15 protein-coding genes are annotated in these 15,276 nt (G+C 65.7%); 5 read left to right on the top strand and 10 right to left on the bottom strand.

What is annotated here, in order from left to right; genetic code table 11:
• Nucleotides 1-13: 13 nt before the first annotated feature.
• Nucleotides 14-691, bottom strand: coding sequence for a hypothetical protein (locus KHC27_RS20755; protein ID WP_213341838.1), 678 nt, complete (start codon nt 689-691; stop codon nt 14-16).
• Nucleotides 692-1,290: 599 nt separating this feature from the next.
• Here KHC27_RS20755 and KHC27_RS20750 point away from each other — a divergent pair.
• Complete coding sequence (locus tag KHC27_RS20750) at nt 1,291-1,572, top strand: helix-turn-helix transcriptional regulator (RefSeq protein ID WP_213341837.1); 282 nt, start codon at nt 1,291-1,293, stop codon at nt 1,570-1,572.
• Here KHC27_RS20750 and KHC27_RS20745 read toward each other — a convergent pair.
• The 5 genes from KHC27_RS20745 to KHC27_RS20725 form a co-directional block, all read right to left on the bottom strand.
• Nucleotides 1,538-2,794, bottom strand: coding sequence for a tyrosine-type recombinase/integrase (locus tag KHC27_RS20745; protein ID WP_213341835.1), 1,257 nt, complete (start codon nt 2,792-2,794; stop codon nt 1,538-1,540). The two genes, KHC27_RS20750 and KHC27_RS20745, sit on opposite strands and share 35 nt — an antisense overlap.
• Nucleotides 2,795-3,086: 292 nt before the next feature.
• On the bottom strand, nt 3,087-4,655 hold the full coding sequence (gene guaA, locus KHC27_RS20740) for a glutamine-hydrolyzing GMP synthase (RefSeq protein ID WP_213341833.1): 1,569 nt from the start codon (nt 4,653-4,655) through the stop codon (nt 3,087-3,089).
• Between the two features lie 118 nt (nt 4,656-4,773).
• Entirely contained in the window at nt 4,774-5,001 is a 228-nt protein-coding gene (locus KHC27_RS20735; RefSeq protein ID WP_213341831.1) for a hypothetical protein, read from the bottom strand.
• A gap of 160 nt (nt 5,002-5,161) precedes the next feature.
• Complete coding sequence (locus KHC27_RS20730; RefSeq protein ID WP_213341830.1) at nt 5,162-6,460, bottom strand: RsmB/NOP family class I SAM-dependent RNA methyltransferase; 1,299 nt, start codon at nt 6,458-6,460, stop codon at nt 5,162-5,164.
• 42 nt (nt 6,461-6,502) lie between these two features.
• Nucleotides 6,503-6,931 carry an MAPEG family protein gene (locus tag KHC27_RS20725; RefSeq protein WP_213341828.1) on the bottom strand — a complete coding sequence of 143 codons (429 nt, stop codon included), beginning with the start codon at nt 6,929-6,931 and terminating at the stop codon, nt 6,503-6,505.
• 131 nt (nt 6,932-7,062) lie between these two features.
• Between KHC27_RS20725 and KHC27_RS20720 the strand changes: the two genes are divergently transcribed.
• Nucleotides 7,063-7,521 (top strand): low affinity iron permease family protein, encoded by a 459-nt coding sequence (locus KHC27_RS20720; RefSeq protein ID WP_213341826.1) that lies wholly within the window; start codon nt 7,063-7,065, stop codon nt 7,519-7,521.
• A gap of 91 nt (nt 7,522-7,612) precedes the next feature.
• On the opposite strand, the gene guaB is transcribed toward KHC27_RS20720, so the two are convergent.
• A complete protein-coding gene (gene guaB, locus KHC27_RS20715) occupies nt 7,613-9,103 on the bottom strand; it encodes an IMP dehydrogenase (RefSeq protein ID WP_213341824.1) in 1,491 nt (496 codons plus the stop codon).
• Between the two features lie 335 nt (nt 9,104-9,438).
• Here guaB and KHC27_RS20710 point away from each other — a divergent pair, with 335 nt between their 5' ends.
• Nucleotides 9,439-10,881, top strand: coding sequence for an MFS transporter (locus KHC27_RS20710; protein WP_213341822.1), 1,443 nt, complete (start codon nt 9,439-9,441; stop codon nt 10,879-10,881).
• A gap of 17 nt (nt 10,882-10,898) precedes the next feature.
• On the opposite strand, the gene KHC27_RS20705 is transcribed toward KHC27_RS20710, so the two are convergent.
• Together KHC27_RS20705 and KHC27_RS20700 are read right to left on the bottom strand one after the other, a co-directional pair.
• On the bottom strand, nt 10,899-11,666 hold the full coding sequence (locus tag KHC27_RS20705) for an RlmE family RNA methyltransferase (RefSeq protein ID WP_213341820.1): 768 nt from the start codon (nt 11,664-11,666) through the stop codon (nt 10,899-10,901).
• On the bottom strand, nt 11,663-12,802 hold the full coding sequence (locus KHC27_RS20700) for a Ppx/GppA phosphatase family protein (protein WP_213341818.1): 1,140 nt from the start codon (nt 12,800-12,802) through the stop codon (nt 11,663-11,665). Before KHC27_RS20700 ends, KHC27_RS20705 begins: the two co-directional genes overlap by 4 nt.
• A 333-nt stretch (nt 12,803-13,135) precedes the next feature.
• Between KHC27_RS20700 and KHC27_RS20695 the strand changes: the two genes are divergently transcribed.
• Nucleotides 13,136-13,624: a hypothetical protein gene (locus KHC27_RS20695; RefSeq protein ID WP_213341816.1), complete on the top strand. Its 489-nt coding sequence runs from the start codon at nt 13,136-13,138 to the stop codon at nt 13,622-13,624.
• Here KHC27_RS20695 and KHC27_RS20690 read toward each other — a convergent pair.
• Entirely contained in the window at nt 13,602-14,336 is a 735-nt protein-coding gene (locus KHC27_RS20690) for a response regulator (protein WP_213341813.1), read from the bottom strand. The two genes, KHC27_RS20695 and KHC27_RS20690, sit on opposite strands and share 23 nt — an antisense overlap.
• Nucleotides 14,337-14,472: 136 nt before the next feature.
• Here KHC27_RS20690 and KHC27_RS20685 point away from each other — a divergent pair, with 136 nt between their 5' ends.
• Nucleotides 14,473-15,270 carry a Crp/Fnr family transcriptional regulator gene (locus KHC27_RS20685; RefSeq protein WP_213341811.1) on the top strand — a complete coding sequence of 266 codons (798 nt, stop codon included), beginning with the start codon at nt 14,473-14,475 and terminating at the stop codon, nt 15,268-15,270.
• Nucleotides 15,271-15,276 lie beyond the last annotated feature (6 nt).

Genomic DNA, 15,276 nt, shown 5'->3' with positions numbered 1-15,276 from the left:
TCAGACTGCGCTTTCACGCCCAACCTATGAAGGTGCCGCCGGGACGACGCTTACGCTGCAACTGAATCAAGCGCGCAACATCTCTGCGGATGCGCCGCAGTTCAGGCCACGGGAAATGCCGTCCCTCCGCCCCCTCGGCGCCGACGGCGATCAGCACGTCGAGCTTTGCGGAGAGGCCACGCAGCGAGGTGGCGTCTGCCGCAAAGAGCCTCGCGATCAGTCGCTCTTCATCGGCGGATGCCGCCGCCTCTTCCTGTCGGGTAGCGGAGTAGCCGATGGCGCGATCCGCGTCATCCCAGCGCCGTTGATGCGCGCGCAGTGCGGCGGCGACTTCGTCGCGCCGCATGCAAAGGGATGGCACGTCGGTTGCCAGTTCATCGAACTGCTGGAGAGAGCCAATCCGCACCGGCGACGACAGCTCGGCTGTGGCGACAACCGCCTGCGGAAAACCAATCGTCCGCGCCAGTTCGGATTCCAATCGTTGCTGTTTCCGGCAAAGGGCGAGCGTGCGCCTATGGGCGACGCGCCACGCTTTCAAGGCCGTGAGGGCCGCATCAGGGTAAGCGACGGCAGGCGGGTTGGCCGCCGCCGATCCGTGGAAGCCGGCGGCGCCAGTGGTCGTAACCGCGATGGCGAGAATGTCCCGACGGGATGGCCGGGCCAGACTCGTGCTAATCTCAGAATCAGCCATGATCCGAGCTCCAATCAGCTTGGGTGTGGTCAGGCTGTGTGGGGTGTCCTACCACCCTGCACAGCCGTCTAGAGTGCCTTTCTATCGAAGGCAGCTTGTCAGAGGCTAACCTAAGACGACCAAGTGTCAATTCCTTTAGCATCATATGATGCCAGCGGCCTAATTGATAATGCTTACAAGTGACCAAGTACGAGCTGCGCGGGCCCTACTCAAATGGGATCAGAAGACGTTGGCTCAGGCATCAAAAGTTTCTCTCGCAACCATCAAGCGAATAGAGCCGTTGTCCGGTCCGATTGTCGCAAACGCTGTAACCATTGACGCCCTGCGCCGCGCTTTGGAAACCGCAGGCATAGAGTTCATTACGGAGAATGGTGGCGGCGTCGGGGTCCGCTTCTGCAAGCCAACCAAATCCGACTAACTAATCAAGGTATTTTTCTTGCTGCGGGACCGCATTGACGCAATTCGACCTTAGCTTTTTCGCGTCACCCCTCCTATGTGCACGCCATAGCGCGAAAATCACGAATGAGTGGCCGTGGCGTCTTCCAGCATCTGGCATCTGTCGCTTTCAATCCCCCGCGAAACGAAGGAGGGTTACCGGCATGCGGGCGGAAAAGACGGAAATTCAAAGAACCATCAGACGACACCAGCTGCGAGAGATGGTGCCGCTAGCAGACAGCACGATCTACGAGATGGAGCAGCGCGGGGAGTTTCCGCGGCGTTTCGCACTTTCGGCGCGCTGCATCGTCTGGGATCTTGCGGAGGTGCAGGCTTGGCTGCTGGCGCGACGCACGAAGCCAATCCGTCGCGCTAAGCACCCTGACGTGACAAAACGCAAGTCCCGTCCCATCAAAGTGCGGGATCAAGCGCCGGAAGAGGCATAGCTGGCGGCACGAGCATCGGCACGTGTTTCCGCCCCTGCACCCACGCGTCCACGACGTCGGCCCACTCCTGCATCATATGCCGGCGCTGCATCTCGTACTCGGCCTTGTTGTAGACGCCCCGAGACGAGCGTCCATCTTCATGTGCGAGACACTTCTCGATCCAGTCGCCGTTGAAACCCAGTTCGTTCAGCAGCGTCGATCCCGTACGTCGTAGATCGTGGACCGTGAAAGGCTCGAGCGGCAGCCCGGCCTTCTTCGCTTCCTCAACGACGGCGTAGGTAACCCGGTTGAAGGTTGCCCGAGACATGGGGGCGTCTGCATCGTACCTGGAGGGAAGCAGATATCGTGAGTTGCCGGAACATGTCTTGAGCGCGATCATGATATCGAGCGTCTGCCGGCACAGGTAGACATTGTGGGCCTTCGCGCGTTTCATCCGCTCCTTCGGAATCGTCCAGACGGCGTTCTCGAAATCCACTTCATCCCATGTCGCATCCTGAAGCTCGCTTTTGCGAACCATCGTAAGAAGGTAGAGGCGGAAGCCCAACCGAATGGTCGGTAACGTCGCGACATTCTCAAGCTGCTTGAGGGCGATACGAATTTCGGATGGTGAGAGCGAACGGTCCCGCGGGACGAAATGGGCGATCGACGCGGGCCCTACCTCGTCGGCCGGGTTGGCGACTTTCTCGCCATGCAATACCGCAAAGCGGTAAATCTGCTTGAGGATATCCCGAACGTGGATGGCAGTGGCAGGAGCGCCCCGCTCCACGATCTTGGCGCAATGGACGCGAAGATCGTCAGGCGTGATTTCGGTCAATAGACGATTGCGCCAAGCAGGAAGCAGCTCGCGCTCAAAGACCGAGCGACGCATGGCCCGCGTGCTGTCGGCCATTTGCCCGGTAGTCAGCCACTTCTCACCGAACACGCCGAAGCTCTTCGCTTCTTTGATCCGGCGCTTTTCTCGCTGCTTTTCGATCGCCGGTGAACGCCCCTCACGAACGGCTCGTTTTGCATCGATACACATCTCTCTGGCCTTTGCCAGTGAGATGCCGTCGCGCCCGTACCTGCCGAAGGTGATGGTTTCCCTGCGCCCATTCAGACGGTAGTCCAGCCTGAAGGAGATATTTCCACTCGGTGCGACGAGCACGTACATGCCGTCACGATCGGTCACCTTATAAAATTTGTCTTTTGATCTCAGGCTCTTAAGAGCTGCATCGGTCAACATCGAGAAACCTCCTGCCGAAAAAGACCGTCAAGCGCTTTTCGAGCGCCGTCGGGACAATTTCGGTCCTTGGATCAATGCCTTACCCGAAATTCAATACCGTCAGACGCATTCGTTCTCTGACGGTATTCACAAAAATAGCGGGGCGCAATGTCTCGGCGTATCGTCAGCAGTGACGGTACGCGCGATCGCACCCACCGACCGTTGTCGATAGGCAGCATCGCAATATTTATTTTATTTCAACGAGTTAGGTCGCGACCTAGCGCGCTGCCGGATAGCTTCGGATGGGCCTGAATCATTCCCACTCGATAGTACCCGGCGGCTTGCTTGTGACGTCGTAGACGACGCGGTTTACGCCTTTGACCTCGTTGACGATGCGGGTGGCGACCCGGCCGAGGAAGGCCATGTCGAAGGGATAGAAATCCGCCGTCATTCCGTCCACCGAGGTCACCGCGCGCAGGCCGACCACATAATCATAGGTCCGGTAGTCGCCCATCACCCCGACGGTCTTTACCGGCAGGATCACAGCGAAGGCCTGCCAGATCTGGTCATAGAGGCCGTGGCGACGGATTTCCTCAAGATAGATCTCGTCGGCGAGGCGCAGGATGTCGAGCTTTTCGCGGGTAATCTCGCCCGGGCAGCGTATGGCGAGACCGGGGCCCGGGAAGGGATGGCGGCCGACAAAGGCTTCCGGCAGGCCAAGCTCGCGGCCGAGCACGCGGACCTCGTCCTTGAACAGCTCGCGCAACGGCTCGACCAGCTTCATGTTCATCCGCTCGGGCAGCCCGCCGACATTGTGGTGACTCTTGATGGTGACGGAGGGCCCGCCCGAGAAACTGACGCTCTCGATGACGTCGGGATATAGCGTGCCCTGGGCGAGGAAGGCGGCACCGCCGATCTTCCTTGCCTCGGCCTCGAACACGTCGATGAACAGCTTGCCGATGGTCTTGCGCTTCACCTCGGGGTCGGTCACGCCCTGAAGCGCCGTCAGGAACATCTCCTCGGCGTCCACATGCACCAGCGGAATGTTGTAGCTGTCGCGGAACAGGGTCACGACCTTCTCGGCCTCGCCGAGGCGGAGCAGCCCGTGGTCGACGAACACGCAGGTGAGCTGATCGCCGATGGCCTCATGGATCAGTACCGCCGCCACCGCTGAATCGACGCCGCCGGACAGGCCGCAGATGACCCGCTCGGAACCGACCTGCGCGCGGATGCGCCGGATCTCCTCCTCACGGAACGCCGCCATGGTCCAGTCGGACTTGAGACCCACGATCCTGTGCACGAAATTGGCCAGCAGCCTGCCGCCATCCGGGGTGTGCACCACCTCGGGGTGGAACATGGTCGTGTAGATGCGCCGCTCCTCATTCACGGCAATGGCGAACGGCGCATTCTCCGAGGTGCCGACGACGGTGAAGCCCTCCGGCAGCGCGGTGACGCGGTCGCCATGGCTCATCCACACGGGATAGCGGCCACCGACACTCCAAACCCCGTCGAACAGGGTGCTCGGCTTGAGGATCTCGACATCGGCGCGGCCGAATTCAGCGGCATGGCCGCCTTCCACCGTACCACCAAGCTGGAGGGCGCAGGTCTGCTGGCCATAGCAGATGGCGAGGATCGGCACGCCCGCCTCGAACACCGCCTGCGGCGCCCGGGGACTGCCGGTATCCAGCACCGAGGCCGGCCCGCCCGAAAAGATGACGCCCTTCGGCTTCAGCCGCTCGAAGGCGGCTGCGGCATTCTGGAACGGATGGATTTCGCAGTAGACCCCAGTCTCCCGTACCCGGCGGGCGATGAGCTGCGTCACCTGCGAGCCGAAGTCGATAATGAGAATGGCGTCGTGGATCGGAGTGGCGGTGCTTGTCATGGCGAGCTTTTAATGAGTGTCGAGAAATCCGTCCAGCCTCGCACACGCCGTGATGACGCGAGGCATGGCACCCATGCATACCGCGACCCACACGGGCCAGCTCGAACACCCAGCACCTTCAGAGCTTGTCGACCCAAAGGTGCGCGCAACCCGACGGCGGCTCGAGAACGCCGGGATGGCGCCGATGCAGCGTGACGCAGCTCAGCTCACGCATCGGTTGCGGCATACGCTCATTGATCGCAACGCCGATCGGATCGTAGGGGTCCACGGCGACGAAGATGTAATACAGCCAGTAGCCCACCACGACCACGGCCAGCACGAACAGCAGGCGGAACAGGACGAACACGGCAATCCCCAAGGTCTCGCGCCAGCATAGACCGGAAGGTCCACGATTCGAAGACGGTGCCGCCGGAGGCAGCAGCGGCCGAGCTTTCGCTGCCCTCCAATCCTGTCTGTTCCACCCTACGTGGCGTATGCTGATGACCACTCGTGCCCCGGACGGCGCCTCAGCCGCGCGCCAGCACCCCGACAAAGAATCCGTCGGTACCCGTACGCCGCGGCGTCAACATCACGCCTTCCGGCCGCAGCAGCGCCGCCGTTCGCAGTGCGAGGCCGGTAGGCCCCAATGCCAGCGGCAGATCGGCCGGCGGCACCAGCGTGAAACCCGCATGGCGCGTGAGGAAGCCGCGGATCTGCGCGCCGTTTTCCTCATCGAGCAAGGAACAGGTGATGTAGGCGAGCCGCCCGCCCGGCTTAACATAGGTGGCCGCGGCATCGAGGATGGCGGCCTGGTCGCGCACCCGCTCGGCGAGGGCACCGGGCCGGATGCGCCATTTCGCGTCCGGGTTACGCCGCCAGGTGCCGGTGCCGGTGCAGGGAGCGTCAACGAGGACGAGGTCCATCCGCCCGGCAAGATCGGCAAGCACGTCCGCCCGCCCGCGCGGTGTACGCACCTGCACATTGCGGACTCCGGCGCGCGCCAGCCTTTCATGGATCGGTGCCAGCCGGCGGATATCCGCGTCATAGGCATAGATCTGCCCCGCATTGTCCATCAGCGCCGCGCATTCCAGCGTCTTGCCGCCACCGCCGGCGCACAGATCCAGCACCTGCCCGCCGGGGGGTGGCGCTGCGAGAATCGCGGCGATCTGGGAACCCTCGTCCTGTATCTCGACCTCGCCTTTGAGATAGGCCGGCTCCGCCGTCACGGGGGGCGCCTTTCCGTCGGCCGGAAGCTGGATGCGCAGAGCGAGCGGCGACCAGGCGGCGGCGACGGGCTCGAGGTGCGCCAGCGCCGCGGCCGCTTCCGCCGGCGTGGCCTTCAGCGTGTTCACGCGCAGGTCGAGCGGGGCGCGTTCGGCCAGCGCGGCGCCCTCCCGGGCCCGCTCCTCTCCGAACACCGCCGCGAGCGGAGCGTCGAGCCACTCGGGGTAATCTCCGGCGACGAAGGCCGGCGCGCCGTCCAGCGAGCCTTCAGCAAGCCGGGCTCGCTCGTCGTCCGAGAGCGCGGCAGGACCATAGCGGGTGCCATCGAACAGCGTAGCGATCGTCTCGACATCAAGGCCACGCCCCAGCCTGAGCATGCCGAGCAGCACCGCGCGCGGTGTCTCCTCCCCCATCAGCCAGGCAGCGGAGGCGCGGCGGCGGAGCGCATCATAGACCAGTGAGCTTAGCGCGGCCCGGTCGCCCGAGCCGGCAAAGCGGTGGCTACGCCCCCATTCCTTCAGCACGTCGGCCACCGGGCGGCGGACGGTCTCGACCGACTGGATCACTTCAATGGCGGCGGCGAGCCGCGCGGCGGGGGTCATGGGCAGCACGTTTCGGGAATGGACGGCAGCCGGGAAGGCGCGTCAGGGCAGGACCGGGGCGAACAGGATCGAGAGCGCAAATAGCACCCACATCAGGAGAAGAACAACCACCCCGACCAGATAGGCAGGAAAGCGGTAGCGCACATTGTTTGAGGTGAGGTGGACGAAGGCGTGCGCCAGCCGGCTAAGCACGAACACCCAGGACAGGACGACGAAGATCAGGTCCGCCTTGCGGGTCAGCAGCGCCAGGACCACCAGCACGAAGTACAGCACCGGCACCTCGAACTGGTTGCGGAAGGCGTTCGAGGCCTGCCGGACCTTATCCGGCCATGCCCGCTCGTCGAGCGTGGGATCGCCATTGATCTCCCCGCGCCGCACCGCGCCAAATCGCAGCGGCCCCAGCCGGAACAGAATGAAGAACGTCAGCCCCACCTGGACGAAGACGGGCAGCAGCACGGCGGCGACGGTCATGGCAACTCCGGGTGAGGCAGGCTTAAACGCCAGCCTACAGCAACGCCGCCGGCGGCGGCAGGTTCGGGAGGTCGCCGGGAACCCGCGTAGATGATGCACCGTTGTGAGGTACCAGACCACAGAGGCCCATCATGGCATCCCCCACATCGCCATCCCACGAGCAGGCCGGACCATCCCGCCATCAGGCGAGCCACGCCGACCGGAAGCCGAAGCGATCCCTGTTCACCCGGTTTTCCCAGGCCGTCTCCAGCTACGCCGGAAAGCCCGCGACGTTCGCCATCGCCCTTGGGATCATCGTCCTCTGGGCGGTGAGCGGGCCGGTCTTCGGCTTCAACGACACCTGGCAACTGGTGATCAACACCTCCACCACCATCGTCACCTTCCTGATGGTGTTCGTGATCCAGAACAGCCAGAACCGCGACACTGCCGCGCTGCAGATCAAGCTGGACGAATTGATCTCGAAGCTGGACGGGCCGCGGGAAATCCTGCTCGATCTCGAAGAGCTTGACGATGGCGATCTGGAAAAGATCCGTCGCGAATTCGAGCAGATGGCGGAAGCCGCGCGGCAGGCCGGCGCCGCGCGCCCGTAATGTCTGGGCCCAATGACGAAACGCCGCCGGTCAGCCCGCGAAGGGGCGACCGACGGCGCTGGTCGTCATCGTGGTGCGAACGTGACGCCCGTCAGACGCGGGAGGGATAGTTCGGGCTCTCGCGGGTGATGGTCACGTCATGGACGTGGCTTTCCCGCAGCGAGGCGCCGGAGATGCGGACGAACTGGGCCTTTTCGCGGAAATCCTCCAGCGTCGCCCCGCCGACATAGCCCATGGCCGCCCGCAGGCCGCCGGCGAGCTGATGCAGCACGCCCGAGACCGGCCCCTTGTAAGGCACCTGCCCCTCGATGCCTTCCGGCACCAGCTTCAGCGTGTCCTTCACTTCGGCCTGGAAATAGCGGTCCGCCGAACCGCGCGCCATGGCCCCGACCGAGCCCATGCCCCGATACGACTTATAGGACCGGCCCTGATAGAGGTAGACCTCGCCGGGGCTTTCATCCGTGCCGGCCAGGAGCGAGCCGATCATGGCGCACTCCGCGCCCGCGGCGAGCGCCTTGGCGAGATCGCCCGAGAACTTGATACCGCCATCGGCGATGACCGGCGTGTCGAGCTTCTGCGCCACTTCCACCGCGTCGAGAATGGCGGTGAGCTGGGGCACGCCGACGCCGGCGACGATACGCGTGGTGCAGATGGAGCCCGGCCCGATACCGACCTTGACCGCGTCGGCGCCGGCGTCGATGAGCGCGCGTGCGCCCTCCCCCGTCGCGACATTACCCGCAAGGATCTGCACCTTGTTGGACAGGGTCTTTATGCGGCTGACCTGATCCAGCACCTTGCGCGAGTGGCCGTGCGCGGTGTCGACGACGACGAGATCCACGCCGGCATCGACCAGCAGTTCGGCCCGGTAGAAGCCGTCGTCGCCCACCGTGGTCGCCGCGGCGACGCGCAGGCGCCCCTGCTCGTCCTTCGCGGCCTCCGGGTTGGCCACCGCCTTCTCGATGTCCTTCACCGTGATGAGGCCGACGCAGCGATACTCGTCATCCACCACCAGCAGCTTCTCGATACGGTACTGGTGAAGCAGCTTCTTGGCCTCCGCCTGGGCAACGCCGTCCTGGACGGTGACCAGCCGGTCCTTCGTCATCAGCTCGGCGACCGGCTGGGCCGGGTTGGTGGCAAAGCGCACGTCGCGGTTGGTGAGGATGCCGACAAGGCGCCCTGCCCGACCGTTGGGACTGCGCTCAACCACCGGGATGCCGGAGATGCCATGCAGCTTCATCAGGGCGAGGGCGTCGGCCAGCGGCTGGTCGGGATGAATCGTGACGGGGTTCACGATCATGCCGCTTTCGAACTTCTTCACCTGCCGGACATGCTCGGCCTGCACCTCGGGATCGAGGTTGCGGTGGATGACGCCGAGGCCACCCGCCTGCGCCATCGCGATGGCGAGGCGAGCTTCGGTGACGGTGTCCATCGCCGAGGAGATGATGGGAAGGTTGAGCGCGATGGAGCGGGTGACGCGGGAGCGCACGTCGACCTGGCCCGGCATGACATCGGAAAGGCCCGGCTTCAGAAGCACGTCGTCGAAGGTGAGCGCTTCCCGCGCGAGCCTGTCATAAACCGACATCGCCAACTCCCTGTAACGGGCGGCACGGCGCATGGCCGGCGTGCCCCGATTGGATGAAATGCGCGAAGCGAGCACCGGCAGGACCGCACAGGCTCGCTTCGAGTTGGCGAGGGCTCTTAACATGCCCTCTCCCGCTTTCCTAGCTCCTGCACCACCAGCCCGCGCATGGCCGCACTGCGCACAGCGAGGTGGAGCGGACGCCATGCGCTTGCCTAATCGCATCACCATCACGGCGCGATGACGGGCTTGTGCACGGGCCGCCCTCGCCGCGGCGAGCGCAGGGCGCTATCTAGCTCGTCGCCTGCCCCGACCGGGCGCAAAGCCGGAACGACATCGTGCGCACCGAACGTCTCGTCCCCCTCATCGTCGCCTGCGCCCTGTTCATGGAACAGCTCGATTCGACGGTTATCGCGACCTCGCTCCCAGCCATCGCCGCCGATCTCCAGGAAGACCCCATCGCGCTGAAACTGGCGCTTACGGCGTATCTGCTCAGCCTCGCCGTATTCATTCCCGCGAGCGGCTGGGTTGCCGACCGGTTCGGCGCCCGCACCGTGTTCCGAGCGGCGATCGTGGTGTTCACCGCGGGGTCGCTGATGTGCGGCATGGCCCATTCGCTGCCGGATTTCGTGGCCTATCGCATCCTTCAGGGCATGGGTGGGGCCATGATGGTGCCCGTGGGACGGCTGGTCATCCTGCGCACCGTGCCGAAGAACGAGCTGGTCTCCGCCCTCGCCTGGCTCACCATACCCGCGCTCATGGGGCCGGTGCTCGGCCCACCGATCGGCGGCTTCATCACCACCTATTTCGACTGGCGCCTGATCTTCTTCCTCAACATTCCCATCGGGCTGCTCGGCGTTCTGCTCGCCACCCGCTTCATCGAGGACATCCGCGAGGACGACGTCGCACCGTTCGACCTGAAGGGCATGCTGCTCTCGGGGCTCGGCCTCGCCGGCCTCGTCTTCGGCGCGGCGCTGCTCGGGCAGGAGGCCGTCGCGCCGCAGATCGCCCTTGGGGTTGGAGCAGTCGGAGCGGTGTCAATGTTCTTCTATGTCCGGCACGCGCGGACGGTGGAGCGCCCCATCCTCGATCTCGGCCTCCTGCGGATTCCCACCTTCCGCGCCGGCGTCCTCGGAGCCTCGCTTTTTCGGATCGGCATCGGTGCCATGCCGTTCCTTCTCCCGCTCATGCTCCAGTTGAGCTTCGGACTCACCCCCTTCGCCTCGGGCATGATCACCTTCGCCTCGGCTGCGGGGGCGATGACGATGAAGTTCACCGCCGCACCGATCATCCGCACCTTCGGCTTTCGCCGCGTCCTGATCGTGAACGCCTTCATCTCCAGCGCCTTCATCGCCATTTCGGCGCTGTTCGTCCCCGGCATGTCGCCTGCGCTGCTGATCGGCTGCCTGCTGTTCGGCGGGTTCTTCCGCTCGCTGCAGTTCACCAGCGTCAATGCGCTGACCTATGCCGACGTGCCGCCGGAGTCGATCAGCCGCGCCACCAGCTTCGCCAGCGTGGCGCAGCAGGTGTCGATCTCCACCGGCGTCGCGGTGGCGGCACTGGTCCTCGAAGTGATGCGCGCCGCCCGGCACGACACCCACATCCTGCTCGGCGACTTCTCGGTGGCGTTCTGCGTGGTGGGAACGATCGCAATTATCTCGGTGCTGTTCTACATCCGGCTGCCGGCAGACGCCGGGGCGGAACTCGCCGGGCGCGCTCCTGCCCGGACCAAGGCGGCCCCCGCCCCTACGGGCGAAGGCGAGATTGGCACGACCGCGTGACGTCGTGATCGACGCGGTCAGTCCGCCGCGTCGGCAGCCTCCGCCACATCGGGGTTTCCCGGGCGATGCCCGCGAAACCCGGTCGCCACCACATAGAGCTCGGCTGAATCGGCTCGGCTCGCCTGTGGCTTGATGTGGCGCACCGTGGCGAAATCGCGCTTCAGATCGGCGAGCAGCGCGCCTTCGGTGCCGCCCTGGAACACCTTGGCGATGAACGAACCACCCGGCGCCAGCACCTGACGTGCAAAATCGATGGCCAGTTCGACCAGACCGACGATCCGCAGGTGATCGGTCGGCCTGTGGCCGGTGGTGTTCGCCGCCATGTCCGACATCACCATGTCGGCAGGGCCGCCGAGCATGCTGATGAGCTGGGCCGGCGCGCTCTCCTGCAGGAAGTCGAGCTGGGCGAAATCGACTCCCGCGATCGGCTCCATCTCCAGCAGGTCGATGGCGACGACGCGCCCCTGCCCCTGCTCCGACTTCACCCGCTGCGCCGCGATCTGGCTCCATCCGCCCGGCGCGGCGCCGAGATCGACCACCCGGGCCCCCGGCTTCAGCAGCTTCAGCCGGTCGTCGATCTCAAGCAGCTTGAAGGCGGCGCGCGAACGCCAGCCCTCGCGCTTGGCACGGGCGACATAGGGATCGTTGAGCTGGCGCTGCAGCCACTTCTGCGACGAGGAGCTCAGAGAACGCGCCTTCTTGAGCCGTACCTTGAGGGGCCGTGCCTCGGGGCGTGCATCCCCGCCACCGGGAGAGCGGCCGGGAGTCTTCACGCGATCGGTCATGGATGGACCTCGAGCGAACGGTTCCAGACGCCGTCCCGCCGCATGAGCTCGACGAGGATGCCCTCGCGCAGACCGCGGTCGGCCACGCGCAGGCGATCGCACGGGAAGGCACGCCGCACCGCCTCCAGTATGGCGCACCCCGCGAGCACCAGGTCGGCCCGCTCGGCGCCGATACACGGGTTGGCGACCCGCTCGGCAAAGGGCATGGCCAGCAGCCGGTCGACCACCGCCGCCACCTGCCCGGCGCCCAGCCACGTGCCATCCACCTGCGCGCGGTCGTAGCGCGGCAGGTCAAGATGGACGCCCGCCACCGTCGTCACCGTGCCGGATGTGCCGAGGAGGTGCAGCCGGCCGCAATCATGCGGACCCACCGCGGCGACGAAGCCATTCAAATGGGGGCGGAATTCGTTGACCATGGCCTCGAAGTCGGCCTGCGTCACCTGAACGCCGCCATGCCGCTCGGCCATGGAGACCACGCCGAGCGGCACGGAAACCCAGGCGCGGATGATGGCCGCAGGAGGACCGTCGTCATTCGTGTCGACCCGGTCGAGCCAAACCACCTCGGTCGAGCCGCCGCCGATGTCGAACAGCACCGCGCCGTCCGAGCGGGGGTCGACCAGCGGGGTGCAGCCGACCGCGGCGAGGCGCGCCTCGGTCTCGCGCTCGACGATCTCGAGCTTCAGCCCGGTCTCGCGCTCGACCCGACGGATGAAATGCTCGCCGTTGCTGGCAGCCCGGCAGGCCTCGGTGGCGATGAGACGTGCATGGGCGATGCGGCGCGAACCTATCTTGGCCGCACACACGCCGAGCGCGTCGATGGCCCGGCTCATCGCGGCCTCGCCCAGCCGGCCGGAGCCGATCAGTCCCTCGCCGAGCCGGACGATCCGCGAGAACGCGTCCACGACGCGAAAGCCGGTGCCGGTGGGGCGTGCGATCAGGAGGCGGCAATTATTGGTGCCGAGGTCGAGGGCGGCGTAGCACGGCTCGGCCGAACTCGCCCGCTCGCCGCCGCCGGGGCGGCCGCCACGGGTGCGGCGTCCATGCCAGCCGCCGAGGCGCACGGCTTCGGCCGCGCGGTCGTCGCGAGGGAAGCGGTCGGCGGCTGGTGGCCCCGGCACGCGCGGATCATCCACCATGGCGGGTTCCTCCCGAGGAAGCTCCGGCACCACGGCACGATGACGTGAGGTGGTCGACAACAGGTTGATACATCTTGCCCAAAGTGTAAGCACCATGGCAGCCACACGCAATGACGCATGCATCGACCGCATGGAAGCCATGCCATCGCGTCGCAGCATGATCCCCGCCATCGGAGCCGACGGCCGTTGATTCACGTCAACGCGGGCGGACCCCGTTGCGGCAGTAATGGGTCGATCGTCAGCGCCCTTCGTGTCCGAGCCCACTTCTGCGCAGGAGGAACCCTGCCGCGGCTACGCATGGCCGGCGACGCGCGTTGCAGGGGCCTGAACACGATGAACACCTATCGGGTCGAACCGCTCACAGCCGACCGCGTCGACCAGGCCTTCACACTGATCCGGCTTGTCGCCCCCACACTCGAGCTGAAGGCCTGGCGGGCCTTCTGCCGCACCATGGGGGGAGCCGCCGCCTCGTCCCGGGCCCTCAGCGTCGCCATCAACCCGCGCGGCTACGTGCAGGGCCTGTGCCTCACCGAGATGAAGGACCACCCGCTGCATGGCCGGATCGTCGACGTGCCGGTGTTCCTGGCGACGAGCGCGGCGGACGATGAGGGGGTGGCCGGCGCCCTTCTCGCCCATCTCGGCCATCTCTCCCGGCTGAACGGCGACTGCCCGGCACGGATATGGACGGAACGGGACGACATGTGGCCGCGCGCGCGGCGACTGCGATGTCGGGCGGTGGGACCATGGCGTGATGGTGGCCTTTCCGACAGGCGGGCGGGGACAGGGGCCCGAGGCGACGTCACTCTGAACGCTTGCCGGTGAAGACATACCCCACCCCCCGCACCGACTTGATGAGGCTGGGACGGCGGGCATCCGGCTCGATCTTCCGACGCAGCCGCGCGATCTGGGAATCGATCGTCCGATCGAAAGCCTCCCAGTTACGGGCTCGGGTGAGTTCCATCAGCATCTCGCGGGTGAAGACCCGGCCAGGCTGGCGCGCGAGCACCAGCAGCATGTCGAACTCGCCCGTGGTGAGGTCGACCGCGGTGCCGTCGGCCATGGTGAGCTGGCGTCGGCCGGGGTCCAGCGTCCACCCCTCGAATCGCAGCACCTCTTCCGAAGCGGCGGGCGGTGGCGAGGGGTTCTGGGGACGGCGGCGGCGCAGCACGGTCTTCACCCGGGCCAGCACCTCGCGCAGGTGAAACGGCTTGGCGATGTAGTCGTCCGCCCCGACCTCCAGCCCCACGATCTTGTCCACCACGTCGTCGCGGCCGGTCAGCATGATGATCGGGATATCGGAAGACGCCCTGATTTCGCGCGCCAGCGAAAGACCATCCTCGCCGCCCGGCAGCATCAGGTCGAGCAGAACGATGTCGAAGGTGGCCGCTTGCAGGCTGACACGCAGTCCATTGCCATCGCCGACCGACGTCACATGGTAGCCTTCGTCCTCGAAATAGCGCGACAGCATCTGCCGGATCCGTGCGTCGTCGTCGAGGACCAGGATCCGGCCGTTTTCCGACTGTGGCTCAGCCATTCTGGAGGTCGCAAACCCTACAAGATCGTAGCGGTGACAATCTGCTACAATTCATCACCGAAGGTAACACGGACGGCGTTCGCGCGTCACGTGCGGCACGTCAACTCCCGACATCAACGCGGTCCGGGAGCCAGCCATGTACATCGAAAGCGCCCTCACTCGCCACGACGTCACGGAGGCCTTCCCGCCTCACGCCCTTACGCCCCAGGGTCCGGCACACGAGCACCCCGCGCACCCAGCCGGCGGGGTCAGCCTGCAGTCGCTCTTCGCCAAACAGCCGGTGGAAAAGTTCGAGGCCGGCACCGCGGTCTTCTGGGAAGGCGACGCCGCCAGCCACGTCTTCGAGGTAACAGAGGGCGTGCTGCGTATCTTCCGCATGATGAATGACGGCCGCCGCGTCATCACTGGCTTCGTCTATCCCGGCGACCTGCTCGGCGTGTCGCTGGAGCGTCATTACCTTTACACCGCCGAGGCGGTGACGCCGGTCAAGCTGCGGCGCTTCGCCCGGGCCCGGTTCCAGCACGAGATCCAGAACTCCCCGGAACTGCGTCCCCAGCTTTTCGCCCGCCTGTGCGACGAGATGGCCGCAGCGCAGGACCAGATGGTCCTCCTCGCCCGGAAGACCGCTGAAGAACGGGTCGCCAGCTTCCTTCTGGTGATCGCCCGCCGGCTCGGCGCGGCGCGCGAGACCATGCCGGTGGTCGAGATTCCGATGACCCGTCTCGACATGGCCGATTATCTCGGGCTCACCATTGAGACGGTGTCCCGAATCATGACGCGCCTGACCCAGCGTGGCGTGATCGAGCCCAATGGCCGCCATGCCATCTTCGTTCGCAAGCTGCGCCTTCTTGCGACGCTCGCGGGCGAATGCGAGGAAAAGGCGGGCGTGCTGCATGAGGCGGCGCCGGTGCGGCGCGCCGTGTGGCCGCAATGACAGGCT

Origin of the sequence: Ancylobacter lacus, assembly GCF_018390635.1 — a bacterium.
In the GTDB taxonomy this organism is placed as follows: Bacteria; Pseudomonadota; Alphaproteobacteria; order Rhizobiales; family Xanthobacteraceae; genus Ancylobacter; species Ancylobacter lacus.
Note: the sequence above shows the minus strand (reverse complement) of the source record. Positions and strands in the feature narration are given on the sequence as shown.